A 25,894-nucleotide genomic window follows, 5' to 3' on the forward strand; every position below is an offset into this window, starting at 1 on the left:
GGCGGGCGGGTGAATAGACTTATCGCCATGAGCGCACCCTCCGACGACCTGATGGACTATGCCGATGTCATCGCCCGGTTCGAGCCGGTGCTGGGCATGGAGGTTCACGTCGAGCTGAATACCGCGACCAAAATGTTCTGCGGTTGCCCCACCGAGTTCGGCGCGGAACCGAACACTCAGGTGTGCCCGGTATGCCTCGGACTGCCCGGCTCGCTTCCGGTGGTGAACGAGAAGGCGGTCGAGTCGGCGATCCGGATCGGGCTGGCGCTGAACTGTTCGATCACCCCGTGGGGCCGGTTCGCGCGCAAGAACTACTTCTACCCAGATCAGCCCAAGAACTACCAGATCAGCCAGTACGACGAGCCGATCGCTACCGACGGCCACCTGGATGTGGTGCTCGACGACGGCAGCGTCTTCCGCGTCGAGATCGAGCGCGCGCACATGGAAGAGGACACGGGCAAGTCGCTGCACGTCGGTGGTGCGACCGGCCGCATCCACGGCGCGAGTCACTCACTGCTGGACTACAACCGGGCCGGTGTGCCGCTGATCGAGATCGTCACCAAGCCGATCACCGGCTCGGGTGAGCGCGCGCCGGAGGTGGCCCGCGCATACGTGACCGCCCTGCGCGAGGTGCTGAAGTCGCTCAACGTCTCCGACGTCAAGATGGAGCAGGGCTCGCTGCGCTGCGATGCCAACGTGTCGCTGATGCCCATCGGCGCACCGGAATTCGGCACCCGCACCGAGACCAAGAACGTGAACTCGCTCAAGAGCGTCGAGGTCGCCGTCCGCTTCGAAATGCGGCGTCAGGCCGCGCGCTTGGCCGAGGGCCTGAGCATCGTGCAGGAGACCCGCCACTTCCACGAGGCCGACGGCAGCACCTCGCCGGGCCGGGTCAAGGAAACCGCGGAGGACTACCGCTACTTCCCCGAGCCCGACCTGGAACCCGTCGCGCCCGAAACGGACTGGGTAGACCAGCTGCGCACCACCATTCCCGAGTACCCGTGGTTGCGCCGCGCCAGGATCCAGGCCGACTGGGAGCTGTCCGATGAGGTGATGCGCGACCTCGTCAACGCGGGCGCGCTCGACCTCATCATCGCCACCGTCGACGCGGGCGCCCCGGCCAACGAGGCGCGCTCTTGGTGGGTTGCCTACCTCACCGAAAAAGCCAAGGAGCGCGAGGTTTCGCTGGAGGACCTGCCGATCACCCCCGCCCAGGTCGCCGAGGTGATCAAGCTGGTCGAGGCGAAGACAGTGAACAACAAGGTCGCCAAGCAGGTCGTCGACTTCGTGCTGGCCGGCGAGGGCAACCCGGCGGAGATCGTGGCCGCGAAGGGGCTGGGCATGGTCAGCGACGACAGTGCGTTGCAGGCCGAGGTAGAAAAGGCGCTCGCCGCGAACCCGGACATCGCCGATCGGATCCGCTCCGGCAAAGTCCAGGCAGCAGGCAAGATCGTCGGTGACGTCATGAAGGCCACCCGCGGGCAGGCCGACGCCGCCAGGGTGCGCGAACTGGTGCTCGCCGCCTGCGGCTGATACTGGGCTGAACTACCCCCTGCCGCAACAGAATCGGGCCGCAACACCAGGTGTTGCGGCCCGATCTCTCCGAGGGTGCGGTCAGTCCGACCCGCCACCGCCCTGCGGTGGCGGGATCCGCACGACGCGATCGTCGAACGGCCCGGGCTGACCATCGGTCTTGTTGACCGTCGCCACCCAGATAGTGCCGTCGCCGCCGGCCGCCGCGCCGCCGAGCTGTCCGTACTTGTCCTGTGCGATGAGGCTGGGCGCGGAGGTCACGGCGTGCGTATTCGGGTCGGCTATGGCGATCGCCACCGCTTTCGCTGTGGTCAGTGCGATGGCGACGCCGTCGCTGGCCGCCGCGCATCCCGCGACGCCGGGACGGTCGGGCCAGGTCCACGCGGTGCTGACGGTGCCGTTCTTGGCGAGCAGCTGCAGGCGGTCCTCGGTCGCGGTGCGGTCAGTGATCCAGACGATGTCCTTGCCGTCGCCACAAATATCGCCCGCGGTGCCGATGCCCGACACCACGACCTCCGCCGTCGACCCGGGCGCGGGGGAGTTGACCCGCAGCAGTTTGCCACCCAGCGAGGACGCTGATGCGGCAGCGCCGGGGTTGCCCGCATCGCCGGTCAACACCAGCATCTGCGTCGGTGTGACGAACTCGATCGAACCGTGGTTACCGGTGGCGCCCTTAGGAATTCCGGTCAGGATCGGCTTCGGCGGTCCGCCCTCCGCGATGCGGACGACCCGGTTGTCGGTGGCGGTCGTGATGTAGGCGTAAATCAGCCCGTCCTCGCGAAAGGTGGGGGAGAGTGCGATGTCGGAGAGCCCGCCGTCGCCGGAGCCGTCCACCTCGACGCGCGTGACCTCGGTCGGAGTTTCCTGCGGGCTGCTCGGGTCCACCGACACCACCTTCAGGATGCGCCCGGTGCGCCGCTCGGCTACCAGTGCGCTGTCACCGAGCGCGATCAGACCGCCGGTGGTGTCCATGCAGGTCGCCACGACCGCCGGGTCGGGATCTATGCACGGACCGGTCGGGCGAGCGCCCGGGGTCGGCGGCTGCTTGGGCGGTTTGGGGTCGGCGGGATTGACGGTCGGCTCGGGGGTGAACGGACTGGAAGCTGAATCGTCGAACCGTGCGCAGCCTGCCAGCAGGACGGAGCCGAGCGCCAAGCTCAGGGCGACACGGCCCGCGACAACCAAACTCATGGTTCAGACGTTACGGAAACACTGACCGTCGCGCCCCTCCCGGGTCGGGTGTTGTCGCACCGAACCCGGAAGCTGACACGCCGTTGCTTCCAGACCGCCCGTCGGTGCCCGCCGCGGCATAGGGTGTTAAGCCGTGAGCGAGTCTGTGAGCGAACGATCAACACCGTGCGCCTCGCGCGCGCCGAAGCCGAACCCGGGCGAGGTGCGGTCGTGAGCCAGGAAACCATGTCACAGCGCGCGTTGAGCGCTACCGAGGCGAGTGTCAGCGAGGGCGGGTCGTGACCGACAAGTCGAAGGACACATCCACGACCGTCGGTTCCGCAGGCGGCACGGCGCCGTCGACGGCGGAGCAGGAGGCGGTTTCGACCACCGGCAGCGGTGTGAGCAGCCCGTTCGATTCACCCACCGAACAGCTCTCCCCGCTGGCGAAGGGTCCCGAGCTGACCAAGGACGTGCCGCACACCGACGACGAGCTCGGTCTGGACCCCGAGGTCCCCGCCGTCGGTGAGCAGGCGAACCAGGCAGAGACCGCACCTGCCTACGCGTACGCCAGCATCCCGCCCGCCGCGAGCCCGCCGAGTGAGCCGAGTCGACCACTGCGCCGTCGCAACGGTGACAATCGCCGCGGCACCCTCGATCTGGGCCTGTTCGCGCTGCGCCTGGTCGTCGGCGGCACCTTCATCTACCACGGGCTGATGAAGCTCACGGGCTGGTTCCACGGGCCCGGCCTGGACGGCACCCGCGACATGATGGCCAACGGCGGCTGGGACCACCCCACGATGGCCACCATCCTGGTGACGGCCGGTGAACTCGGCGGCGGCGGACTGCTTGTTCTCGGCCTGGCCACCCCGCTGGCCGCAGGGGCCGTACTCGCGGTCATCCTGGACGCGTGGGCCTGGAAGCAGGGCATGCTTCCCGGCTTCCAATACAAGGTCGCGACCGGCGTCGAACTGGAATCCATCCTGGCGGGCGCTGCCGCGGCCATCATCCTGACCGGACCGGGCCGCCTGTCCTTCGACCGCAACCGCGGCTGGGCCACCCGCCCCGCCTACGGCTCCTTCGCTGTCCTGATCCTCGCCATCGCCGCCGCCGTCGGCACCTGGATCTGGCTGCACGGCGGCAACCCCTTCCTCGGCATCCGCCCCTTCTAGTCCGCCTCCCCGAATCTTCGGGCCGTACCGGTCGGGGTGCCCGCGAGGCCTGCGTCCACCCCCTGCACCGGGTGCTCGGGTCAGGCTCCGGGCGTGCGCGGTGAGCTGCCCATGTACTCGCGAGATCAGTTGTCCGGGTCCCACCAACGGATCGATAGCCAACGGCGTCCCTCGCATCGATAGGAGGGACGCCGTTCATGTGTCGGTCAAACGGGACATGGTTGTCGGCACGTGTCGAATAGATCGCTCGGTCATGTCGCGTTCGCCACCGAGGCGTCCGGATACCCGGGTCTGACGATGAACCGCCTCAGGGCGATAGTTCGTCGGCGCTCTCCGCTATATCTCCTTCGACGCCGGGACGCCGGGACGCCGGGACGCCGGGACAATTGGTCTCGCTCAACGAAAACGGCGCCCCACGTCGTTCGACCTGAGGCGCCGTTCGGGCCGGCTGCTACGGGACGTAGCGGACGGCGCCCTTGTCTGCGGAGGTGGCGAGCGCGGCGTAGGCGCGCAGCGCCGTGGTGACAGGTCGGACGCGGTCGACTGGCTGCCACGGGCGTTCGGACGCATCCATTTTCGCGCGCCGCTCGGCCAGGACGGCATCGTCGACGAGCACCTCGAGGGTGCGGGTGGTGACGTCGATGCGGATCTGGTCGCCATCCTCGATCAGGCCGATCGCGCCGCCGCCGGCGGCCTCGGGGGACATGTGGCCGATCGACAGGCCCGAGGTGCCGCCGGAGAAGCGGCCGTCGGTGATCAGCGCGCACTCCTTGCCCAGGCCCGCACCCTTCAGGAAGGCGGTGGGGTGCAACATCTCCTGCATGCCGGGCCCGCCCTTCGGGCCCTCGTAGCGCACCACGATCACGTCGCCCGGCTTGATCTTCTTGCCGAGGATCGCCGACACGGCCGCTTCCTGAGATTCCACGACCACCGCGGGACCCTGGAACGAGAACAGCTCCTCGTCGATGCCCGCGGTCTTGAGGACAGCGCCGTCGACGGCGATATTGCCGCGCAGCACAACCAGGCCGCCCTCTGTGGTGTAGGCGTGCTCGAGGTCGCGGATGCAGCCGCCCTCGGCGTCGGTGTCCAACGAGGACCAGCGGTTGTTCGTGGAGAACGGCTCGGTCGTGCGCACGCCACCGGGTGCGGCGTGGAACAGCTCGATCGCCTCCTCGGAAGCCTTGCCGGAGCGGATATCCCAGGTGTCGAGCCACTCGTCGAAGCTCTTGGTGTGCACCGTGGTGACGTCGGTCTCCAACAGGCCAGCGCGCCGGAGCTCGCCGAGGATGGCGGGAATGCCGCCGGCCCGGTGCACGTCTTCCATGTGGTAGTCGGAGTTGGGCGAGACCTTGGACAGTGTCGGCACCCGGCGGCTGGTCTCCTCGATGGTGTGCAGATCGAAGTCGATCTCACCCTCCTGTGCGGCGGCCAACGTGTGCAGCACCGTGTTGGTGGAGCCGCCCATCGCGACGTCGAGTGCCATCGCGTTGCGGAAGGCCTTGGCGTTGGCCACATTCCGCGGCAGCACCGACGCATCGTCTTCGCGATACCAGCGATTCGCGATATCGACGATCACCGTGCCCGCGCGCTCGAACAGCGCGTGCCGAGCCTGGTGGGTGGCCAGCGTGGAACCGTTGCCGGGCAACGCGAGTCCGAGCGCCTCGGTGAGGCAGTTCATCGAGTTCGCGGTGAACATGCCGGAGCAGGAGCCACAGGTCGGGCACGCACTGCGCTCGACCTCGCTCAGCCCTTCCTCGCTGACGTTCATATTGGCGCTGGCCGCGATCGCGGTGATCAGATCGGTCGGCGCCTGCGCGACACCGCCGACGACCACCGCCTTGCCTGCCTCCATCGGGCCGCCGGAGACGAACACGGCCGGAATGTTCAGGCGCATCGCGGCATTGAGCATGCCCGGCGTGATCTTGTCGCAGTTGGAGATGCACACCAGCGCGTCGGCGGTATGCGCGTTCGCCATGTACTCGACCGAGTCGGCGATGATTTCGCGCGAGGGCAGCGAGTAGAGCATGCCGCCGTGCCCCATGGCGATGCCGTCGTCGACCGCGATCGTGTGGAACTCACGCGGCACACCGCCCGCGGCGCGCACCGCGTCGGCCACGATCTCGCCGACGTTTTTCAGATGCACGTGCCCCGGCACGAACTGGGTGTAGGAGTTCGCGATGGCGACGATCGGCTTGCCGAAGTCGGAGTCGGTCATACCGGTGGCGCGCCAGAGTGCGCGAGCGCCTGCGGCATTGCGGCCGATGGTGGTTGTCCGTGAACGAAGCGGTGGCATGTATGAATCCTCGGGAGGTCGCGGGGGCTGAGTTGCGACTGCGCACATTCGCTCGGCGGCGCCGAGCGAATTCGACGGTCGCCCACGTTACCCCGCGCGCGTGCGGGCCGACGTGCCGGTCATCGGGGGTGGGCCGCCGTCGAACTGTGCTTCTCGCTGTCGGTCTGTGGTTCGGGATGGTGTCGCCGCGCAGGGTTTGCGTCGGCGCTGACGGTGTCATCGGTTGTGTCGGTTCCGGCACCGTCGGTGTCCACAGGTCTGGTGAATCGGGGCGGGGGTCCTCCGTCCCACGCGTTCACCAGATCGCGCATCCGGCTGTCAGCCTACCGGTGGTGGTCACGCCGATAGATCGATGACGTGGTGAGGATGCGCATACCCGGTTCGGGAATAACGCACCACGCCGCTATCGGTCCTACTCTGCGCTGTCGCCCGGCTTGGTCGCGGTGCTGTCGGTATCGGTGTCGGCGGGCTCGGCCGCGACGTCCTTCGCCTCGGCGCGCTCCGCTTCTGCCTTTTCCTTCTCGGTCGCTACCTTGGCCTCCCACGCCGCGGCCTCTGCGGCGAACAGGTCCGGGATGCGGCCACCCGACGCGTCGATCAGATCACGCAGTCGGTCATAGCTGACTGCGGGAAGTTTCACATCGCTGTCGTCGGTCAGGTGGGCGCGCACGAACCCGCGCTTGGGGATCGTCACCCCCGCGACCTGTGACCATTCGAGGTGCCGTGTACCGAATACGGTGCGCAGATCCAGCCCGGCCTCGGAGACGGTGGTCCTGGTGCGATAGATCCACACCGCTACCGCGACCGGGATCAGCAGCAGCCACCACAGCGCGATCGGCCAGCCGACGAACGGGAAGAACACGCAGAACAACAGCACGAGTACACCCAGGTAGGCCAGCTGCGGCACTCGGATGATCTTGGCGGCCCGCGGCGGCTGCGCCGGATCCGTCGAGCGACCCGTATCCGAGCCGTCGTCGGAGATGTGGGATGATTTAGCCGGTGGCACGGACTGATGCGGTGATGACACACCACCATCCTCGCATCATGGTGGACAGACTCGAGCACCCACTCTGTCCCACATAATGGGACTTGTTTGACTGATCGACTCGCGCACACATACCGTCATGCGCGTGAATCGAAACGAGTTGCTCGTAATCGGCCGGCGCGTCCAGCGTTGAGCCTGACTATCTGAGTCGAATACGTCAGCTCCCGCGCGACGCGCCACCCTCGAACAGCCATGCTGTCGGGGGCTTTTTTGTGTTCGGACTATCGACACCGAGTTCCGGACCACGGCGCGGCGCATGCACCGCGTGCACAGCCAGTGTTGTCCGGGGTCAGAACGACAAGCAGTGAGGAAACCAAGACGGTGAGCGCACCAACCGCCCGGCCAGGGCCCTCGGCCCGCAGGCCGGCGCCTTCGGCGAATCAGCCGGCATCGCCCGCTGGCATCCCGACGAACGCGGCGAACCGCCGCCAGGTCCCGCCCGAGCGGGTCACCGGCGCGCAGTCGGTCGTCCGTTCGCTCGAGGAACTCGGCGTCGACACTGTATTCGGCATTCCCGGCGGCGCGATTCTTCCGGTGTACGACCCGCTTTTCGACTCCGTCAAGGTGCGCCACGTGCTGGTGCGCCACGAGCAGGGCGCGGGCCACGCCGCGACCGGTTATGCCCAGGCCACCGGCAAGGTCGGTGTGTGCATGGCCACGTCGGGTCCCGGCGCGACCAACCTGGTCACCCCGATCGCCGACGCTCAGATGGACTCGGTGCCGATCGTCGCCATCACCGGCCAGGTCGGCCGCGGCCTGATCGGCACGGACGCGTTCCAGGAAGCCGACATCTCCGGCATCACCATGCCGATCACCAAGCACAACTTCCTCATCACCGAGGGCATCGATATCCCGCGCATCATGGCCGAGGCGTTCTACCTGGCCGCGAGCGGTCGCCCCGGCGCGGTGCTCGTCGACATCCCGAAAGACGTGCTGCAGGCGAACACCACCTTCAGCTGGCCGCCGGAAATGCGGCTGCCCGGCTACCGCCCGGTCACCAAGCCGCACGGCAAGCAGGTGCGCGAGGCGGCCAGGATGATCATGGAAGCCAAGCACCCGGTGCTCTACGTCGGCGGTGGCGTGATCAAGGCCGACGCCTCGGTCGAGCTGCTCGAACTGGCCGAGTTGACCGGTATCCCGGTGGTCACCACGCTGATGGCGCGCGGCGCGTTCCCCGACAGCCACCCGCTGAACATGGGCATGCCCGGCATGCACGGCACCGTCGGCGCGGTTGCCGCACTGCAGAAGTCCGATCTGCTGATCACCCTCGGCGCGCGCTTCGACGACCGCGTGACCGGCCAGCTGGATTCTTTCGCGCCCGACGCCAAGGTGATCCACGCCGACATCGACCCGGCCGAGATCGGCAAGAATCGGCACGCCGACGTCCCGATCGTCGGTGACTGCCGCGAGGTGATCGCCGAGCTGATCGAGACCCTGAAGTCCGATCCCGCGACCACCTCGGCGCCGCTGCTCGCACTCGGTGAATGGTGGAAGTACCTCGACGGCATCCGTAAGAGCTACCCGCTCGGTTGGAGCACGCCGAGCGACGGTTCGCTCTCGCCCGAGTTCGTCATCGATGCGCTCGGCCGGTTGGCCGGACCCGACGCGATCTACTGCGCGGGCGTCGGGCAGCACCAGATGTGGGCCGCCCAGTTCATCAAGTACGAGAAGCCGCGCACCTGGCTGAACTCCGGTGGCCTCGGCACCATGGGCTACGCCGTGCCGGCCGCCATGGGCGCCAAGATGGGCGCACCGGACAAAGAGGTGTGGGCGGTCGACGGTGACGGCTGCTTCCAGATGACCAACCAGGAGCTGGCCACCTGCGCGGTGGAGGGCGTCCCGATCAAGGTCGCGCTGATCAACAACGGCAACCTCGGCATGGTCCGACAGTGGCAGACGCTGTTCTACGAGCAGCGTTACTCCAACACCGATCTCGGCACGCACACCCTGCGTATCCCCGACTTCGTCAAGCTCGCCGAAGCACTCGGCTGCCACGGCATCCGGGTCGAGCGGGAAGAAGACGTCGAGGCCGCCATCCGCGAGGCGCAGTCCATCACCGACCGTCCCGTGGTGATCGACTTCATCGTCGGCAAGGACGCCCAGGTGTGGCCGATGGTCGCCGCGGGCACCAGCAACGACGAGATCATGGCCGCGCGCGGCATCCGCCCCCTGTTCGACGAGGACGAGTCGGCCGCCGAGCCCGCCGTGATCCACGAAGCCATGTCGCACCAGCACGAACAGAACAAGGTGAACGAAGGATGAGCACGACTCACACCCTCAGCGTGCTGGTGGAGGACAAGCCCGGTGTGCTCGCGCGAGTCGCGGCGCTGTTCTCGCGTCGTGGCTTCAATATCGAGTCCCTCGCGGTCGGTGGCACCGAGCTGCCCGAGATCTCCCGCATGACCATCGTCGTCACCGTCGACGACCTGCCGCTCGAGCAGGTCACCAAGCAGCTCAACAAGCTGGTGAACGTCATCAAGATCGTCGAGCAGGACTCCGACGCCTCGGTGGCCCGTGAACTGATCCTGGTCAAGGTGCGCGCTGACGCCAGCGTGCGGACCCAGGTGATTGAGGCCGTTGCCCTCTTCCGGGCGAAGGTCATCGACGTGTCCCCGGACGCGCTCACCGTCGAGGCGACCGGAACCCGGTCCAAGCTCGACGCGCTGCTGCGCATGCTCGAACCGTTCGGAATTCGAGAGATCGTGCAGTCCGGAGTTGTCGCAGTCGGCCGTGGTCCGAAATCGATTACGGCTACCCGCTAGGGTGCGAGCCGTTGATCGCAGCGACCAGCTAATCTTGCTGCGATCAACGGTCGGCGTACCGCAAGCCCCGTGTACGCGGGGAAGATCCCATTTGCACATTCAGCACCTGCGTCCGCACGGTGCGCTCCCCGCCGAGGCGGGGCTGATCCTCCAGAAGGGAACCAACCAGTGGCAGTCGAGATGTTCTACGACGACGACGCCGACCTGTCGATCATCCAGGGCCGCAAGGTCGCTGTCATCGGCTACGGCAGCCAGGGCCACGCGCACTCGCTGAGCCTGCGCGACTCCGGCGTCGACGTTCGCGTCGGCCTTGCCGAGGGTTCGAAGTCGCGTCCGAAGGCCGAAGAGGCCGGTCTGACCGTCGGTACCCCCGCCGAGGTCGCGGCGTGGGCCGACGTGATCATGGTGCTCGCGCCCGACACCGCGCAGGCGTCGATCTTCACCAACGACATCGAGCCCAACCTGAAGGACGGCGACGCGCTGTTCTTCGGCCACGGCCTCAACATCCACTTCGGTCTGATCAAGGCTCCGGCCGAGATCACCGTCGCGATGGTCGCCCCGAAGGGCCCCGGTCACCTGGTCCGTCGTCAGTTCGTCGACGGCAAGGGCGTTCCGGCCCTGATCGCGGTCGACCAGGACCCCAAGGGTGAGGGTCAGGCCCTGGCGCTGTCCTACGCCAAGGGCATCGGCGGCACCCGTGCCGGCGTCATCAAGACCACCTTCAAGGAAGAGACCGAGACCGACCTGTTCGGTGAGCAGGCCGTGCTCTGCGGCGGCACCGAGGAACTGGTCAAGACCGGTTTCGAGGTTATGGTCGAGGCGGGCTACGCGCCGGAGATGGCGTACTTCGAGGTCCTGCACGAGCTGAAGCTCATCGTTGACCTGATGTACGAGGGCGGCATCGCCCGCATGAACTACTCGGTCTCCGACACCGCCGAGTTCGGTGGCTACCTGTCGGGCCCGCGGGTCATCGACGCCGACACCAAGAAGCGCATGCAGGACATCCTGAAGGACATCCAGGACGGCAGCTTCGTCAAGCGTCTCGTCGCGAACGTCGAGGGCGGTAACAAGGAGCTCGAGGGTCTGCGTAAGGCGAACGCCGAGCACCCGATCGAGGTCACCGGTGCCAAGCTGCGCGGCCTGATGAGCTGGGTCGACCGGCCGATCACCGAGACCGCCTGAGTCTGGGTCGAATAGGCGAACGGCCCGGCACCTGGGCGGGTTCACGCGATCGTCGCAACACTCTCGATTTGAGAGGTTGCGGCGATCGTGTCGTTTCAGGAGGATTTGGCCCGGTTCGGTGATCAGCTGGCGCGGCTGGTGGATTCCGGTGTGCCGGTGAAGGATGCCGCGTCGGCGTTGGGGATTGCGCGGCAGCGGTGCTATGCGATTCTGCGGGCGATGGGCCGTTGTCGTCGCCGAGTCGGCGGATGGTGCGGCATGCAGCCGGAACTGCGCATTCGGACCGGGACCCGTCGGAACCCGTGGGTTCTCGCTATTGCCCTGGGCTCGGCGGGTTGGCCGGGTGGCCCGGGAAGTTCGGGTTGGCCGGGTTATTGGGGTTCATCGGGCTGGCCGGGTTGTTCGGATTCATGGGGTTGAGCGGACTCTCGGGGTTGGCCGGGTTGCTCAGATTATGCGGATTCTGTGGGTTGCTGGGGTTGTTGATGTTGTTCGGGTTGAGCGGGCTGTTGGGGTTGATTGGATTGGACGGGCTGTTCGCCCAATCGCGTTTGGCCTTCGCCTGCTGTGCTGGCGCGCAGTCGTCGCGTCGTTCCTGGGTATCCGGGTTGACGCAGTCCTGCAGCAAGTCTTGTTCGATTTCCGTGGCGACAGTCGAGGATGTCACCGGTTCGGCCGAGGCAGGCAACGACCATGCGGCCAATGGCCCAGCGGCTATCGCGGCGGCGACGGCGGCCTTGGTCAGCAATCGGCGGGGAATGGTTGTCGAGAACACCATGAATTCTTTCTGAATCTGCTGGGCAACGCATTCATTGCCGTTGTGGCACACGATGATCGAGCGTCGCGCATCCAGCGGGCTGACATCGAAGTCCATGCGGGCGGAACCCCCGACAGCGGCTTTCCGGTGACGTGCCGCTCAGTCCCGCCCTGTCCAGCAACTAGCTGCTGCCGAACATTCCGCCTGGGAAGAGGCGACCGAACGGCCCTCGGTCGTCGTGACGTCCACGATTGTGACGTCCGCCACGGTCGCAGTCGTCCCAGCGGCCGTCGCTGTGATTCCAGTCGTCCCAGGGGCCGCGGCGGTCGCAATCCCAGTCGTTGTCCCATGGGTCGTGCCGGTGGTGCCGGACTTCGGTCAGCGCAGGACCATCGGCTGTGACTTCCGCCGAGGCCGGAACTGCCAAGGCGGTCAATGGAACTGCGACAAACGCGCCGGCCATGGCAACACGAGCCAATCTCCGGCGTGGCGTGGTCGACTTTGCTGTCGAGAACACATGGATCCTTTCTTTTTTCGGTGAACCCGCTTGTTCACCATCCCTCTGCGAGGGGTCTGCTCCAGTGGGCGAAGCCCGTCGGGCAGGTCGGGATCGAGGTCGCGATCATGGCCGTCATGAGTGCGGATGAGACCTGAACGCGTCGACCGGACGGTCTACACTCTGCCGGAGATCGGCCGAAAGACAATGGGGCTAACACCATTACAGGGAAGTTTCATTCTTTGGTATGACGGTTCCCCTAGCCCGCGGGTATCAGGACTCGGGGTCTGCTCCGGCCTGGGCACCAGTGCGGTCGGCCGGAAGGGCAGGACGGCGAAACCTGCTGCGTGCAGACGTTCTAGACTGTTACCGATGAGTAAGTTCTTTGGTTCGGTGGACGAGGTGACCCAGCGACTCACCGACGCCGGATACCTGCCGTCCCTCGACATCGCCACCGCGGTTTTCCTCGCGGGCCATCTCGGTAAACCGCTGTTGATCGAGGGCCCCGCGGGCGTTGGCAAGACCGAACTGGCCAAGGCCGTCGCGACCGCGACAACCGCCGATCTCGTACGCCTGCAATGCTATGAAGGCATCGACGAGGCCCGCGCCCTCTACGAGTGGAACCACGCAAAACAACTGCTGCGCATCACCGCGACCGACAACGAAAGCTGGGACAGCACCCGCGACCACGTCTTCACCGAGGAATTCCTCCTCGCCCGTCCTCTGCTCGCCGCGATCCGCAACCCGAACCCCACGGTCCTGCTCATCGATGAACTGGACAAGGCCGACGTCGAACTCGAAGGGATGCTCCTGGAGGTGCTCGGCGACTACCAGGTGAGCATCCCCGAACTCGGCACCATCACCGCCGTCCGCAAACCCTTCGCCATTGTCACCTCGAACGCCAACCGCGACCTGTCCGAGGCACTGAAGCGGCGGTGCCTCTATCTCCATATCGACTATCCGACAGCCGAATTGGAACGTGCGATCGTCCGGATGAAAGTCCCCGAACTGGACCGGGATTTGGCCGAACCGCTGGTCGGCGTCGTCGGCGCCCTCCGCGAACTGCCCTTGCGCAAAGCGCCATCGATCGCTGAAACCCTCGACTGGGCGCGAACTCTCGCCACCCTCGGCGCCCGCAACGTCAGTAGCGCCCTTGTCCGCTCCACCCTCGGTGTCCTGCTCAAGTACCAATCCGACCACCGCATCGCGACCGAACGGCTGGGCTTACTCGGCGCGGATGGGGCGCACGGGAAGGACGCGGTGCAGTGACGGCGCATGACATTGCGAGAGCGAGGATCGCGCCGTCCTTTGCTGCGGACGCGGCCACCAATGGGTTCATGGTTCAGGTGCTGAGCATTGATCCGATGCCTCGGACCGAATCGGCTGATACTCCTGCCCCAGTGACCAGGTGGCGCGCCGGTAGTGCGGCATTTGGCGATGCCGTGGGACCTTTCGCGCTTGTGTGCCGCGCCAACGTTCCCCAAGGCGGGGCGCGATGACGGCACCCGCGCGGCGTGGTCGACCCGACCGGCCCGCCGAGTCGATGACCGACCGCCTCGTCGAATTCGTCGGCCTGCTCCGCGACCACGGTATCCACGCGGGTCCCAGCGAAACCATCGACGCCGCCGAGGCGATTCTCGTTCTCGGCCTGTCCGATCGGAACCGACTGCGCTCGGGGCTGGCGGCAACCCTGTTGCGCCGCAACGGCCAACGCGCTGTCTTCGATCAGCTCTTCGACCTGTACTTCCTCACCCCAGACCCGCTGGAGTCGGTATGTCCGGCCCATCCGGAGTCCGCCGATGCGCTACGCGATCGACTGGTTTCCGCACTGGCACGAGATGATCGCGCGGCCGCCACTGAACTCGCTCAACAAGCACTGACTGAACTCGGCGCCTACGGGGGAGCTGGAACAGGCCAGAGCTCGGGCCCCGTCACCACCGCCTCCGGCGCGGGCTGGTCCTCCTACCTGACCATGAAAGCCCTGCGCCCAGAAGACCTGATCGACCGCATCGTCGCAGGCATGGGCGGATTCACCGGCGAATTCGACACCACCGTGCGCACCATCGAAGCCAACCGCCGCCTCACTCAATTCCGTACCGCGGTCCACACCGAGGCCCGCCTCCGCTCCGCCCAACTCCGCGGCACCGAATACATCGCCCGCCGCGGCGTCGAATCCAGCACCGACCAAGTCGACTTCCTCGGCGCCCGCGAACAAGACCTGGCCGAAATGCGCCGCCTCGTCACCCCTTTGGCCCGCAAACTCGCCACCCGCCTCTCGGCCCGCCGCCGCAAATCCGTCCGCGGCCACATCGACATGCGCCGGACGCTCCGCCGCTCCATGGCCACTGGCGGCGTCCCCATCGACCCGGTCCTGCGCGCCCGCAAACACGGCCGCCCCGACCTCGTCGTCCTGGCCGACCTCTCCGGCTCGGTGACCGGCTTCGCCGAATTCACTCTCCAACTGGTCCAAGCCCTCCAAGATCAATTCAGCAAGGTTCGCAGCTTCGGCTTCATCGACACCTGCGACGAAATCACCCCCTTCTTCATCCCCGGCGAACCTCCCACCCCCGGTACCGCCGCCCGAATAGTCCGCACCGCCAACGTCACCCGCTTCGGCAGCAGCAACTACGGCGAATCGCTTCAGTGTTTCGTGGACAACTACATCGACGCCCTCGGCCCCCGCACCTCTCTGCTGATCCTCGGCGATGCCCGCACCAATCGGACTGATCCGAATCTTGCTGCGCTACAAGCGATGACGGCGCGAGCCAAGCATGCCTACTGGCTCAACCCAGAGCCAGCCCGCTCCTGGTCCACCGGCGACTCCGCCGCTCAGGTGTATGCCGAGCACGTCACGATGCACGAGTGCCGCAACGTCAAACAGCTCGCCGAGGTAGTGGCCCGCCTCTTGCCTGCGTGAGTCATATCGTTCCGTCGAGGACCGATGTGATTTGAGTGCTATGCGGCAAATAGCACCAGCCTGCCTCGAAGCCCGCCGAAACCGTCTTCAGCTGGCGGCTCGGAATTCCACGAAGCGTTCCTCGAGTCGGTCTGGCGAGGGGTGGTCCTTCTTCGAGCGCGGCAGAGCCAAGGATGTGCCGTTCAGTGCTTGCAGGCCATGCTTCAGCATCAGCCCACCTCGCGGATCGTGCATGAGCTCAGCGCCGATATGGACCTCGTACTCGGGTGATATGCCGAGGAGGTTGGCATCGTAGGCGGCATGATGAATCTTGCAGAGGCATAACCCATTGTCGATGTCCGCCGAACCGTGCTCCTTTCCATCGGCAATGATGTGCGCCGCCTCCAACAACTGTTTGTGTCCCACTCCGCACACAGTGCATCGATCCTTGTATGCGAGCAGGATGCGAGCTCTGAATTCCGGCTGGTGCAATCGCTGCTTTGTCATACGTTCCGCGTACGCGCGCTCGATCGGTTTCAGATGGAGTGGGTCGGCGACAGATCGTAAGCTTTCGTCCACCGCGAGGATGAATCGTCTGTTGGTTATATCGTCCGCGACTACATAGACTGGGCACACGGGGAAGTAGACACCGTCCCGGATCCATCGCAGCAGGATGATGGGCAACTCTAGTTGGTACGCACGCCGCAGCTTCGTGTTGTCGCCGTTGATGTTTCCTTCTCGGTAGGCATAGGCGAACAGAGATTCGCCTATCTCCTCATCCGAATACGCGCTATTCGGGGTGGACATGATCGACAAGGTGGCCAGCATATGCTTCGGATTCCATATGCCTTTGCTGCGGTCGATGAGCTTGTAAACTTCGCCTCTGGCAGGGAAGTTGGTGAGTTCGGTCCGAGTCAGCGTCCCCCTCTCCTCGACCACCTGTGTAAGGTGCTCGCACAACATCAGCCGTAGCTCTAGCTCCGCCCCGCTCTCCACGAGTGGAGTGTGCCATGTTCACACGACTCGTGTTGATCTTTCTAACCATCGAGGTGGTTGCCAGTCGTTGAGGTGTTCCATCGCGACGAAGACTTGGCCAACGCGTCCACATCGTCTGTGATGCTCTTGCTGCCGTTGGGTGTGCTCTGGTTGGTGAGGCACTCGATCGGAGCCAGCTTCCTCCACAGTCGACGATTCTGCTCATGCCTCCTTGGTAAGCCGCCAGCACCGCCTTAACTGCGTCCGTTACAGGTGGCTCCTCGCAGAGGCCGGTCCAGGTGTAAGCATCATGTTCAGTCAGCTCAACCAGCTCGGGATCCACAATGTCCACGGTGAAGTTGAACTGGCGGCTCTTCTTGCCACGAGCACATTGATAGTCGAACTCGCCCAGATAGTTTCGGATTTTGGCGATGTCGAGCCCCGTCTCTTCCTTGACATACGACCGCGCAACGACGCCGGCAATCGGCGGATTCGATCGGATCGGCCCTGCGGACGTTGCTGAGCTGCTTCTTCTCTTGCGGTGTGCTCCTCGTACAGGTGAGGGTAATGGTGCGGGCTGATCGGATTCATGTGGTTTTCTTGCGAGCTACCGGCCGCGGGCAGGTGCGCTGCCGGTAGCTCGACGACCAACTCCAGGTCAGCGGCGGACCTCGGCTACCGCAACCGGGCGGCGCTCCCGCCGCGAAAGTTCGCAGGCCTCAGCGATATAGATCGCCTCAAGGGCATCGGTCGCTGTGCAGGGGCTATCGATCTCCCCGGTTGCGACGGACAGGAACGCCGCGAGCTCGTCGGTGTACGCGCGCCGAAAGCGTTCCATGAATCCTGGATAGGCGGGAAATGGCGAGGGAACGTAGTCGGGTTCGACGGAGGTCAACGGCGCGCGGTCATCGAGACCCACGATCGCGTTGCCTCGGGAGCCGAGTGCCTCCAGGCGGACGTCGTAGCCCGCCCCGTTGTAGCGGGCGAGGGAAACTGTTGCCAGGGTGCTGTCGTCGAGGCGCAGGACTACCGCGGCGGTGTCCACGTCGCCCGCATCGGCGAAGAATTGTTCGCCTCGGTTGGCGCCGGTGGCATACACCTCCACCACTTCACGGCCGGTCACCCAGCGGATGATGTCGAAATCATGAACACCGCAGTCGCGGAACAATCCGCCGGAGCGGGGGATGTATTCGGCGGGCGGCGGTGCGGGGTCGAGAGTGGTGGCGCGCAGGGTGTGCACCCAGCCCAGGTCGCCGGCGGCGATGGCGGCGCGGGCGGCGCGGTAGCCGGCGTCGAAGCGGCGTTGGAAGCCGATTTGCACGGGGACGGTCGAGTTTTCGATGTGTTCGATAACGGCGAGGGTGCCTTGGATATCGGCGGCGACCGGCTTTTCGCAGAAGACGGGGATGCCTTGGTCGACGGCGCGGGTGATGAGCTCGGGGTGGGAGTCGGTGGCCGTCGCGATGATCAGGCCGTCGAGGTCGGAGGCGAACAAAGCGTCGAGGTCGGGTACCGCTTGGACGCCGAGCTTTCCGGCTGCGGCGCGAGCTCGTTCGGCGTCGGCGTCGGCGACGATGACAGTGCCGACGCCGGGAAGGTGCTTCAGGGTTTCGGCGTGTGAGGTGCCGATTCGTCCGGTGCCTGCCAGGCCCAAGGTGACGGGTGTTGCGGATGTCATCGTCGCTCCTCCTGGTAAAAACTCGTCGTGTGGTGGGAAATTCGAGCCCATGGGATCCGAAAGTAGCGGGCAGCGGCCTTGTTCAGCTGCGGGGTGCCGCGGTCGTCGCGCGAACGACGAGCGCTGGCTGTAGGCGGCGTCGGACCGGTTCGGCGCGACCGTCGCGGAGGCGTTCGGTGAGCGCTTCGATTGCCAGGCGGCCCATTTGGGTGCGGGGCTGGTCGATGGTGGTCAGTGCGACGTGGCGTAGCGCGGCCAGGGAGGTGTTGTCGTAGCCGACGATGGAGACGTCGTGCGGCACGCGCAGACCCGCTTCTTCCAGCGCGGACATCGCGCCGACCGCGTTGAAGTCGTTGCTGCACACCAGTGCGGTGGGGAAGTTGGTGTGGGAGAAGAGGTTCAAAAGCTTCTGGACGGCGGCGATGCCCGCCGAGTCGGTGTGCTCGCTGGGGACGATCATCGGTTCCAGGCCGTGGCGGGCCATGGTGTCGCGATAGCCGCGGCGGCGCGCGGCGGCGGTGAAGGCGGCGCCGCCGTCGAGGTGCACGATGCGGCGATGACCGAGGGAGACGAGGTGGTCGACGGCCAGCGCCGCACCGATCTCGCCGTCGTCGTTGACAGTGTCGACATCGGGGATGGTGGAGCTGCGCGAGACCAGTACGACCGGTCCCTGCTGTGCCGCATCGCGAATCGCGGCGGCGGGCAGCACCGGTGACAGCAGGATGATGCCGCCGGGGCGGAACGCGAGCAAGCTCTCCAAAGCGGTGCGTTCGCGGGCGGCGCTACGACGGCCGGTGTTGAGGATCAGTTCGAATCCGGCGTCCTGTGCCGCGGTGTCCATGCCTTCGACGACATCGGCGAAGAAGGCATTGCGCAGGTCGGAGACCATGACGCCGATGATGTTCGACGTTCGGCTCGCTAATGATCGCGCCATGATATGTGGCTGGTAACCGAGGTCTTTGGCGGCCGCCAGCACGGCGTGGCGGCGGTGCTCGCTCACCTTGGGTGAGTCGCGCATGACGAGGGAGACCAGGGCGCGTGAGACGCCGGCGCGCGACGCGACGTCTTCCATGGTCGGTCGCGCCATGTCGCCTCCGTTCCGCGTGTGGTGAGTTGTGCAGTGTCGGACGTTACAAGGTCGGCGCACGCTAATCAATAGAGCGCTCTAATTGGACATTCTTCACCTCGACGGCGCTTTCAATTTGCCCTGGTTGGCGACATATTCCCAGGTCATAGCGATATCGCGGCCAGCGATGCAGTACTTGACACGCTATGACCCACGTTACATAGTTGGAGCGCTCCAATAGTTCGGAGTGCTACACGTCGATCGACACCGAAGGTCGGAGAAGTCCTGATGACCGAACCTCTCTACCCGCTGCGTATCGCGGCCGCGCCCATCTCTTGGGGAGTCTGTGAAGTCCCCGGTTGGGGACACGTGCTCGACGCACGGACCGTTCTGACCGAGATGGTCACCCTCGGGATCTCCGCGATGGAGCTCGGTCCACCCGGCTACCTCCCGCGGGATCCGGTCGAATTGCGCTCGCTGCTGGACGGGTTCGGCATCAGCGCGGTCGGAGGCTTCCTCGCGCTCGCACTGCATCAGGATCCGTCCGGCGCCATCGAGACCGCGCGGGAGACCGCAGAACTGTTCGCCGCGACGGGGGCGGAGGTGCTCGTGCTCGCGGCCGCGACGGGACTCGACGGGTACGACACCCGGCCGCCGCTGGCTGATGCGCAGTGGCGCACCCTCATCGACACCGCCGCCGCAATCCGCGATGTCGCCGCTGAGCACGGCCTGCGCACCACGTTGCATCCGCACGTGGGCACCTATGTCGAGAGCGCGGCGGAGGTCGAACGCTTCCTCGCCGACTCCGAGCTCGACATCTGCCTCGACACGGGCCACCTGCTCATCGGCGGCACCGACCCGGTCGGCCTCGCGCAGCGAAATCCCCACCGGATCGGGCACATTCATCTCAAGGATGTGCGCAGTGCGCTGGCGGACGGCGTGCGCAGTGGTGCCCTCGAATACAGCGAGGCAGTCCGGCGCGGGCTCTATGTTCCCCTCGGCGCGGGCGATGTCGACATCGAGGCTCTCGTGCGCAGCGTGCACCAGGCCGGATACCGGGGCTGGTACGTCATCGAACAGGACACGGCGCTCGGCCAGGACGCCGGCGCACAGCTGCCGAGCCGGGATGCCCTCCGCAGTCTGCGCCACCTTGCGGGCATCGGCGCCGCACTGACATCGGCTCGAATCTAGGGGGAAGTGATGACGACGATGTCTCTACGAGCACACCGCCCCGCCCGCGGCGCCAGGTCGTGGTGGCGTGGGCCGCGGCGCATTCTGCCCTGGGTGGCGGCGACCGCCGTCCTCGCGGCCTGCAGCGGACCGGGCACCGACGCCCCCGCCTCGACGCAATCACCCATTGCCGCAGGCACATTGAACTCCGTCGCAGTGGTAACGCACGGCAGCCCCGGCGACGCATTCTGGAATGTCGTCAAGAACGGGGCCGAGGCAGCGGGCAAGGACCTCGGAGTCGGCGTCGAGTACAACTCGGCCGGCGATCCGGGACAGCAGGCGAAGCTCATCGACAACGCCGTCGCGCAAGGGGTGGACGGCCTCGTCGTATCGATGGCGAATCCCGAAGCGCTGCGGCCTTCCATCGAAAAGGCGGTCACCGCGGGCATTCCAGTGGTGACCATCAACTCGGGTGAGAGCGAGAGCGCGAAGTTCGGTGCGATCGGTCATGTCGGGCAGAGCGAGTCGCTGGCAGGGCAGGCCGCGGGCAAGCGGCTGGCCGATGCCGGACGCAAAAAGCTGCTCTGTGTGATCCACGAGGCAGGCAATATCGGCGCCAATCAGCGTTGTGAGGGCGCCACCAAGGCATTCGGCAACGGATCCACGTTGCAGGTGGACATCAACAATCCGACCGACGCGCAGTCCCGCATCAAGGGCGCGTTGGAGGCCGACAGGTCCATCGACGCGGTGCTGACGCTGAATTCACAGGTTGCCGCGCGTGCGGTGGATGCGGTGCGGGAATCGCAGTCGGCGGCGACGGTCGCGACTTTCGATCTCAATACCGATGTGGTCGGCGCGATTCGAGCGGGCAAACTGCTCTTCGCGGTGGATCAACAGCAATTCGAACAGGGCTATCTGCCGGTAGTGATGCTGCAGCTGTCGCGGACGAACCTGAACCACGTCGGTGGTGGCGCACCGGTGCAGACCGGCCCGGCCTTCGTCGACAAGAACAACGTCGATGCCGTCGCCGCGCTCGTGGCGCAGGGCACGCGGTGAGATCGGAGTGGATCACATGAGTACTGCCACAAAGACTTCCGACGTCACCGTGCATGAGCCGCCGGATGGTCCCTCCCTGTTCCAGCGACTGATCGTGCGACCGGAGATCGGCGCGCTGCTGGGCGCGCTGCTGGTATTCGCGTTCTTCTCGATCATTACCGACCGGTTCCTCAGCGCGCTCGGCATCGCGACCTGGCTCGACGATTCCTCCACGCTCGGGATCATGGCCGTCGCGGTGGCGCTGCTGATGATCGGCGGCGAGTTCGATCTGTCGGCGGGCGTGATGACCGCCTCCACCGCATTGGTGACCGCCTTGCTCGCGGTCAACGCGGGGTGGAATGTCTGGGCGGCCCTGTTGGTTTCGCTGGTGTTCGCGCTGACCGTCGGTGCCTTCAACGGCTGGTTGGTGATGCGCACCGGGCTGCCGAGCTTCATTGTCACCCTCGGTACTTTTCTTGCGCTGCAAGGTCTCAACCTAGGTGTCACTCGGCTGGTTACCGGAACCGTGCAGGTGTCCGGCATTCGTAGCGCCGACGGCTACAACTCGGCGGGGTGGGTGTTCGCATCGACGTTGAATGTCGGTGACACCCACCTGCAAGCGTCGGTCGTCTGGTGGATCGTGTTGACGGCCATCGCCGCAATTGTTCTGGTGCGCACCAAATTCGGGAACTGGATCTTCGCGGTCGGCGGCTCGCTGCCCAGCGCCCGTGCTGTCGGTGTCCCCGCGGATCGGACGAAGATCGTGTTGTTCATGACCACCGCGTTCGCGGGCTGGGTCGTCGGATCCTGCGGCATCCTGCGTTTCGCCAGTGTGCAGGCCAATCAGGGTGTCGGGTTGGAGTTGCACTACATCATCGCGGCCGTAGTCGGCGGCTGCCTGCTGACCGGTGGGTTCGGTTCGGCGATCGGCGCCGCACTGGGTGCGCTGATCTTCGGTATGGCCCGCCAGGGCATTGTGTTCGCCCGTTGGGACAGCGACTGGTTCATGCTGTTCCTCGGCGTGCTGCTGCTGGCTGCTGTGCTGGTCAACAACAGATTCCAGAAGCGAGCCGAGAGGGTGCGCCGATGACTACTCCACTGATCGAAGCGATCAATGTCGGCAAGAGCTACGGCGGCGTCGTCGCGCTGCGGGATGTCACCACCGTGGTGAATGCGGGACAGGTCACCTGCGTCCTCGGCGACAACGGTGCGGGCAAGTCGACCCTCATCAAGATTCTGGCCGGTGTCCATCAGCACGACCACGGCGAACTGCGCGTCGAGGGCCGAGCCACCCGATTCGCCTCGCCCAGAGCGGCTTTGGACCATGGCATCGCGACGGTGTATCAGGACCTCGCCGTCGTCCCGCTGATGAGCGTCTGGCGCAACTTCGTCCTCGGTTCGGAGCCGACGGTCGGATACGGCCCGTTGCGGTTGCTCGACCGAGGCAAGGGGCGCGAGATCGCGCGACAGGCGTTGCAGGACATGGGGATCGAAATCCGCGATATGGAGCAGCCGGTCGGCACCTTGTCCGGGGGCCAACGACAGTGTGTCGCCATCGCCCGTGCCGTGCACTACGGGGCCAAGGTGCTGATTCTCGACGAGCCGACCGCGGCGCTCGGTGTGAAGCAGGCCGGTGTGGTGCTGAAATACGTGGTGCAGGCGCGTGATCGTGGGCTCGGGGTCATCCTGATCACCCACAATCCGCACCACGCCTACCCGGTCGGTGACCGCTTCCTGCTGCTCAAACGGGGTGCGATGCTCGGCTCCTATGAGAAATCGGAGATCGATGTCACGGAGCTGACCCGCCAAATGGCGGGCGGTGCGGAGCTGGACGCGCTCGAGCACGAGCTAGAGCGTGTGGTGACGCCGTGACGGCTAGCCGAGTGTCGGCCGATGTCCCCGGCGCGCGAAGGATCGTGCGTCCGACCGCTGCCGCACGGCAGGCGGTGGCGTCGTGACCGGGCTGGAGGCACTCACCATCGGACGAGTCGGCGTCGATCTGTATCCACAGCAGAGCGGAGTCGGACTGGCCGAAGTCGAGACCTTCGCAAAGTTCCTGGGCGGCACCGCGACCAACGTCGCGGTCGCCGCCGCTCGACTCGGCAGGCGTACCGCGGTGTTGACCAAGGTCGGACCGGACGGCTTCGGCGGCTTCGTGCGCTCGGCACTGATGGGCTTCGGCGTATCGGCCGAGTACGTCACGACCGCGCCGAATCTGCTGACCCCCGTGGTCTTCTGCGAGCTCGACCCGCCCGCCGACCCACCGCTGCTGTTCTACCGTGCGCCTATCGCACCGGATCTCACCATCGAACCGGACGAGGTGCCGTGGGATGTAGTCGATGCCGTACCGCTGCTGTGGGTTACCGGCACCGGCGTGAGCGCGGAACCGGCGCGTTCCACCCAGCGATCCATACTCGAACGTCGAGCCCGCCGCGGGCACACGGTGCTCGACCTCGACTATCGGCCGATGTTCTGGCCGGACGAGGCAACCGCGCATGCCGAGATCAGCTGGATGCTCGACCACGTGAATGTGGTGGTGGGCAACCGCACCGAAGTACAGGTGGCGGTCGGCACCGCCGATCCGGACGATGCGGCCGACCAGCTGCTTGCCCGCGGCGTGCGGCTTGCGGTGATCAAGCGCGGCGCCGAGGGCGTGCTGATCGCGACCGACTCCGGTCGCTGGTCGGTGCCGCCGTGCCCGGTCGAGGTGATGTGCGGGCTCGGCGCGGGCGATGGGTTCGGTGGCGCGTTGATCCACGGTCTGCTCTCGGACTGGGATCCGCAGCGGATCGCCACCTACGCCAACGCCGCAGGTGCGTTGGTGGCATCGCGACTGGCGTGTGCCGACGCGATGCCGACGAACGCCGAGATCGAGGAGGTGCTGTGTATCTGACCGATGAGCGCTGGCAGGAACTACTGCGTGTGCGCGCGACCGACCCGGCGGCGATCGAACGGGCCTATGCCAAGCGGCATCGGCGTCCAGGTCTGTTGTCGGAGAAGGAAACGCTGTTCCTCGTCGCCGCCGACCATCCGGCGCGTGGCGCGCTCGGCGTCGGCTCGGATCTGACGGCGATGGCGGACCGCCGCACGCTGCTGGAACGACTGCTCGTCGCGCTGGCCCACCCGGAGGTGGACGGTGTGCTCGGCTCCCCGGATGTGGTCGAAGAACTACTGCTGCTGGACGCGTTGGACGACAAGATCGTCATCGGCTCGATGAACCGCGGTGGTCTGGCGGGCGCGGAGTGGGAAATCGACGACCGCTTCACCGGATACGACGCCGCAGCACTGGTTCGCTTCCGCCTCGACGGCGGCAAAATGCTCCTGCGTCTGGTCGACTCGGACGCGGGCACCATCCCGACGCTGCACGCGTGCGCCCAAGCTGTTTCGGAGCTGGCCGGACACGGTCTGATGGCGATGGTCGAACCGTTGCCCTACCACCGCGACGCCGCGGGCGCCCTGGTGATGAGCAGGGATGCGCCCGCGCTGGCCAGAGCGATCACGGTAGCGTCCGGTCTCGGTGTCACCTCCGCCTACACGTGGTTGAAAATACCGGCGCCGCAAGAATTTTCGGTGCTGGATGCGACGACCCTGCCGGTCGTGGTGCTCGGAGGTGCTCCATCGGGCGACCCGGCCGCCGATCTCGCCTCCTGGGGTGGCGCACTCGGCCACGACGTGGTCCGCGGCCTTGTTGTCGGCCGCACGCTTCTCTATCCGCCCGACGGTGACGTCGCAGCCGCGGTGGATGCGGCCGCCCAGATCCTGAAAGAGGCGCGATGAATCTGCATCGGCGGGCCGGGACGTTGAGCGACGGTGGGGATCCGGTGTTGCTGACCGCCGAAGCGGCGGGGTGGAGCTATGCCGGGCTGCGGGTGGTGCGGTTGGGGGCGGGGGAGACGCGGATGGTGCGCACGGGGGAGTACGAGGCGTTCGTCCTGCCGTTGGCGGGGTCCTGCACAGTGCGGGTGGACGGTCTGGAATTCGGCTTGGACGGACGGGATTCGGTGTTCACGAGGGTGACCGATTTCGCCTATGTGCCACGCGATGCCGAGGTCGAGTTGTCGACGGCGGGTGGGATCGAGGTTGCGCTGCCGATGGCGCGGTGCGTGCATCGGTTGGAGCCGAGATATGGTCCGGCGGAGCAGGTCCCGGTCGAGGTGCGTGGGGCGGGGCCTGCGACTCGGCAGGTCACGAGTTTCGGCGTACCCGGGATATGGGACCACGCAGACAAACTCAACGCATGCGAGCTGATCACCCCGGACGGTAACTGGTCCTCGTACCCGCCGCACAAGCACGACGAGGCGAGCGAGTGCGAGGTGATCAATGAGGAGATCTACTATTTCCGCATCGCGGGGCGCGACGGGATCACCACCTCCGATGCGGGTTTCGGCGTACATCGGACCTATACCGTCGACGGCGCGCTGGAGGAGAATGTCGTAGTCCGCGATGGCGATGTCTTCCTGGTGCCGCGCGGCTACCACGGCCCGTGCATCGCCGCCCCCGGCTATCCGATGTACTACCTCAACGTGCTGGCAGGCCCGGCCCCCGAACGCTCGATGGCCTTCTGTGACGACCCGGCGCACACCTGGGTGCGCGACAGCTGGGCGCGACAGCCGACCGACCCCCGCTGCCCGGTCACCGACCACGAAGGCCGGTGCCGATGAATC

General features: G+C 66.2%; 20 protein-coding genes and 1 pseudogene. 14 read left to right on the plus strand and 7 right to left on the minus strand.

From position 1 onward, the window contains the following. Positions 1 to 27: 27 nt before the first annotated feature. On the plus strand, positions 28 to 1,533 hold the full coding sequence (gene gatB, locus AB0M74_RS06765) for an Asp-tRNA(Asn)/Glu-tRNA(Gln) amidotransferase subunit GatB (protein ID WP_364902422.1): 1,506 nt from the start codon (positions 28 to 30) through the stop codon (positions 1,531 to 1,533). An 81-nt stretch (positions 1,534 to 1,614) separates the two neighbouring features. On the opposite strand, the gene AB0M74_RS06770 is transcribed toward gatB, so the two are convergent. After that, on the minus strand, positions 1,615 to 2,724 hold the full coding sequence (locus AB0M74_RS06770) for a PQQ-dependent sugar dehydrogenase (RefSeq protein WP_364902424.1): 1,110 nt from the start codon (positions 2,722 to 2,724) through the stop codon (positions 1,615 to 1,617). A gap of 278 nt (positions 2,725 to 3,002) precedes the next feature. On the opposite strand from AB0M74_RS06770, the gene AB0M74_RS06775 reads away from it, so the two are divergent. Next, positions 3,003 to 3,875 carry a DoxX family protein gene (locus AB0M74_RS06775; RefSeq protein ID WP_364902426.1) on the plus strand — a complete coding sequence of 291 codons (873 nt, stop codon included), beginning with the start codon at positions 3,003 to 3,005 and terminating at the stop codon, positions 3,873 to 3,875. Positions 3,876 to 4,326: 451 nt separating this feature from the next. Here AB0M74_RS06775 and ilvD read toward each other — a convergent pair whose 3' ends face one another. Together ilvD and AB0M74_RS06785 are read right to left on the minus strand one after the other, a co-directional pair. Next, a complete protein-coding gene (gene ilvD, locus AB0M74_RS06780) occupies positions 4,327 to 6,168 on the minus strand; it encodes a dihydroxy-acid dehydratase (RefSeq protein ID WP_364902428.1) in 1,842 nt (613 codons plus the stop codon). A gap of 412 nt (positions 6,169 to 6,580) precedes the next feature. Further along, positions 6,581 to 7,195, minus strand: coding sequence for a PH domain-containing protein (locus AB0M74_RS06785; protein ID WP_364902430.1), 615 nt, complete (start codon positions 7,193 to 7,195; stop codon positions 6,581 to 6,583). Between the two features lie 339 nt (positions 7,196 to 7,534). Here AB0M74_RS06785 and AB0M74_RS06790 point away from each other — a divergent pair, with 339 nt between their 5' ends. The 3 genes from AB0M74_RS06790 to ilvC all read left to right on the plus strand — a co-directional run bounded on the left by AB0M74_RS06790 (position 7,535) and on the right by ilvC (position 11,157). After that, a complete protein-coding gene (locus AB0M74_RS06790; protein WP_364902432.1) occupies positions 7,535 to 9,475 on the plus strand; it encodes an acetolactate synthase large subunit in 1,941 nt (646 codons plus the stop codon). Continuing rightward, positions 9,472 to 9,975 (plus strand): acetolactate synthase small subunit, encoded by a 504-nt coding sequence (ilvN, locus tag AB0M74_RS06795; protein WP_364902434.1) that lies wholly within the window; start codon positions 9,472 to 9,474, stop codon positions 9,973 to 9,975. Before AB0M74_RS06790 ends, ilvN begins: the two co-directional genes overlap by 4 nt. 180 nt (positions 9,976 to 10,155) lie before the next feature. Next, the gene (gene ilvC / locus AB0M74_RS06800) at positions 10,156 to 11,157 is read left to right on the plus strand and encodes a ketol-acid reductoisomerase (RefSeq protein WP_364902715.1); all 1,002 of its coding nucleotides are present in this window, start codon (positions 10,156 to 10,158) and stop codon (positions 11,155 to 11,157) included. 313 nt (positions 11,158 to 11,470) lie between these two features. On the opposite strand, the pseudogene AB0M74_RS06805 reads toward ilvC, so the two are convergent. Beyond that, a pseudogene (locus AB0M74_RS06805) lies at positions 11,471 to 11,653 on the minus strand (hypothetical protein); the annotation flags it as partial. A gap of 1,129 nt (positions 11,654 to 12,782) precedes the next feature. Between AB0M74_RS06805 and AB0M74_RS06810 the strand changes: the two are divergent. Beyond that, positions 12,783 to 13,679 carry a MoxR family ATPase gene (locus tag AB0M74_RS06810; protein ID WP_364902437.1) on the plus strand — a complete coding sequence of 299 codons (897 nt, stop codon included), beginning with the start codon at positions 12,783 to 12,785 and terminating at the stop codon, positions 13,677 to 13,679. 226 nt (positions 13,680 to 13,905) lie between these two features. Next, a complete protein-coding gene (locus tag AB0M74_RS06815; RefSeq protein WP_364902440.1) occupies positions 13,906 to 15,327 on the plus strand; it encodes a VWA domain-containing protein in 1,422 nt (473 codons plus the stop codon). 87 nt (positions 15,328 to 15,414) lie between these two features. Here AB0M74_RS06815 and AB0M74_RS06820 read toward each other — a convergent pair whose 3' ends face one another. From AB0M74_RS06820 to AB0M74_RS06830, 3 genes are all read right to left on the minus strand, one after another. Continuing rightward, entirely contained in the window at positions 15,415 to 16,245 is an 831-nt protein-coding gene (locus AB0M74_RS06820) for an HNH endonuclease (RefSeq protein WP_364902443.1), read from the minus strand. Between the two features lie 694 nt (positions 16,246 to 16,939). Next, complete coding sequence (locus AB0M74_RS06825) at positions 16,940 to 17,959, minus strand: Gfo/Idh/MocA family oxidoreductase (RefSeq protein WP_364902445.1); 1,020 nt, start codon at positions 17,957 to 17,959, stop codon at positions 16,940 to 16,942. 82 nt (positions 17,960 to 18,041) lie between these two features. Further along, entirely contained in the window at positions 18,042 to 19,046 is a 1,005-nt protein-coding gene (locus AB0M74_RS06830) for a LacI family DNA-binding transcriptional regulator (RefSeq protein ID WP_364902447.1), read from the minus strand. A 267-nt stretch (positions 19,047 to 19,313) separates the two neighbouring features. Between AB0M74_RS06830 and AB0M74_RS06835 the strand changes: the two genes are divergently transcribed. The 7 genes from AB0M74_RS06835 to iolB all read left to right on the plus strand — a co-directional run bounded on the left by AB0M74_RS06835 (position 19,314) and on the right by iolB (position 25,891). Continuing rightward, on the plus strand, positions 19,314 to 20,216 hold the full coding sequence (locus AB0M74_RS06835) for a TIM barrel protein (protein WP_364902450.1): 903 nt from the start codon (positions 19,314 to 19,316) through the stop codon (positions 20,214 to 20,216). A 9-nt stretch (positions 20,217 to 20,225) separates the two neighbouring features. Then, positions 20,226 to 21,251 carry a sugar ABC transporter substrate-binding protein gene (locus tag AB0M74_RS06840; RefSeq protein ID WP_364902453.1) on the plus strand — a complete coding sequence of 342 codons (1,026 nt, stop codon included), beginning with the start codon at positions 20,226 to 20,228 and terminating at the stop codon, positions 21,249 to 21,251. A 16-nt stretch (positions 21,252 to 21,267) separates the two neighbouring features. Then, positions 21,268 to 22,320 carry an ABC transporter permease gene (locus AB0M74_RS06845; RefSeq protein WP_364902457.1) on the plus strand — a complete coding sequence of 351 codons (1,053 nt, stop codon included), beginning with the start codon at positions 21,268 to 21,270 and terminating at the stop codon, positions 22,318 to 22,320. Next, positions 22,317 to 23,102, plus strand: coding sequence for an ATP-binding cassette domain-containing protein (locus AB0M74_RS06850; RefSeq protein ID WP_364902460.1), 786 nt, complete (start codon positions 22,317 to 22,319; stop codon positions 23,100 to 23,102). The genes AB0M74_RS06845 and AB0M74_RS06850 overlap by 4 nt, the downstream gene beginning before the upstream one ends. Before the next feature lie 82 nt (positions 23,103 to 23,184). Further along, positions 23,185 to 24,123, plus strand: coding sequence for a 5-dehydro-2-deoxygluconokinase (iolC, locus tag AB0M74_RS06855; protein ID WP_364902462.1), 939 nt, complete (start codon positions 23,185 to 23,187; stop codon positions 24,121 to 24,123). Continuing rightward, a complete protein-coding gene (locus tag AB0M74_RS06860; protein WP_364902465.1) occupies positions 24,114 to 25,007 on the plus strand; it encodes an aldolase in 894 nt (297 codons plus the stop codon). The genes iolC and AB0M74_RS06860 overlap by 10 nt, the downstream gene beginning before the upstream one ends. Further along, positions 25,004 to 25,891, plus strand: a complete 888-nt coding sequence (gene iolB / locus AB0M74_RS06865; RefSeq protein WP_364902468.1) for a 5-deoxy-glucuronate isomerase — start codon at positions 25,004 to 25,006, stop codon at positions 25,889 to 25,891. The genes AB0M74_RS06860 and iolB overlap by 4 nt, the downstream gene beginning before the upstream one ends. Positions 25,892 to 25,894: the final 3 nt, after the last annotated feature.

This window comes from Nocardia sp. NPDC051463 (assembly GCF_040681975.1).
In the GTDB taxonomy this organism is placed as follows: Bacteria; Actinomycetota; Actinomycetes; order Mycobacteriales; family Mycobacteriaceae; genus Nocardia.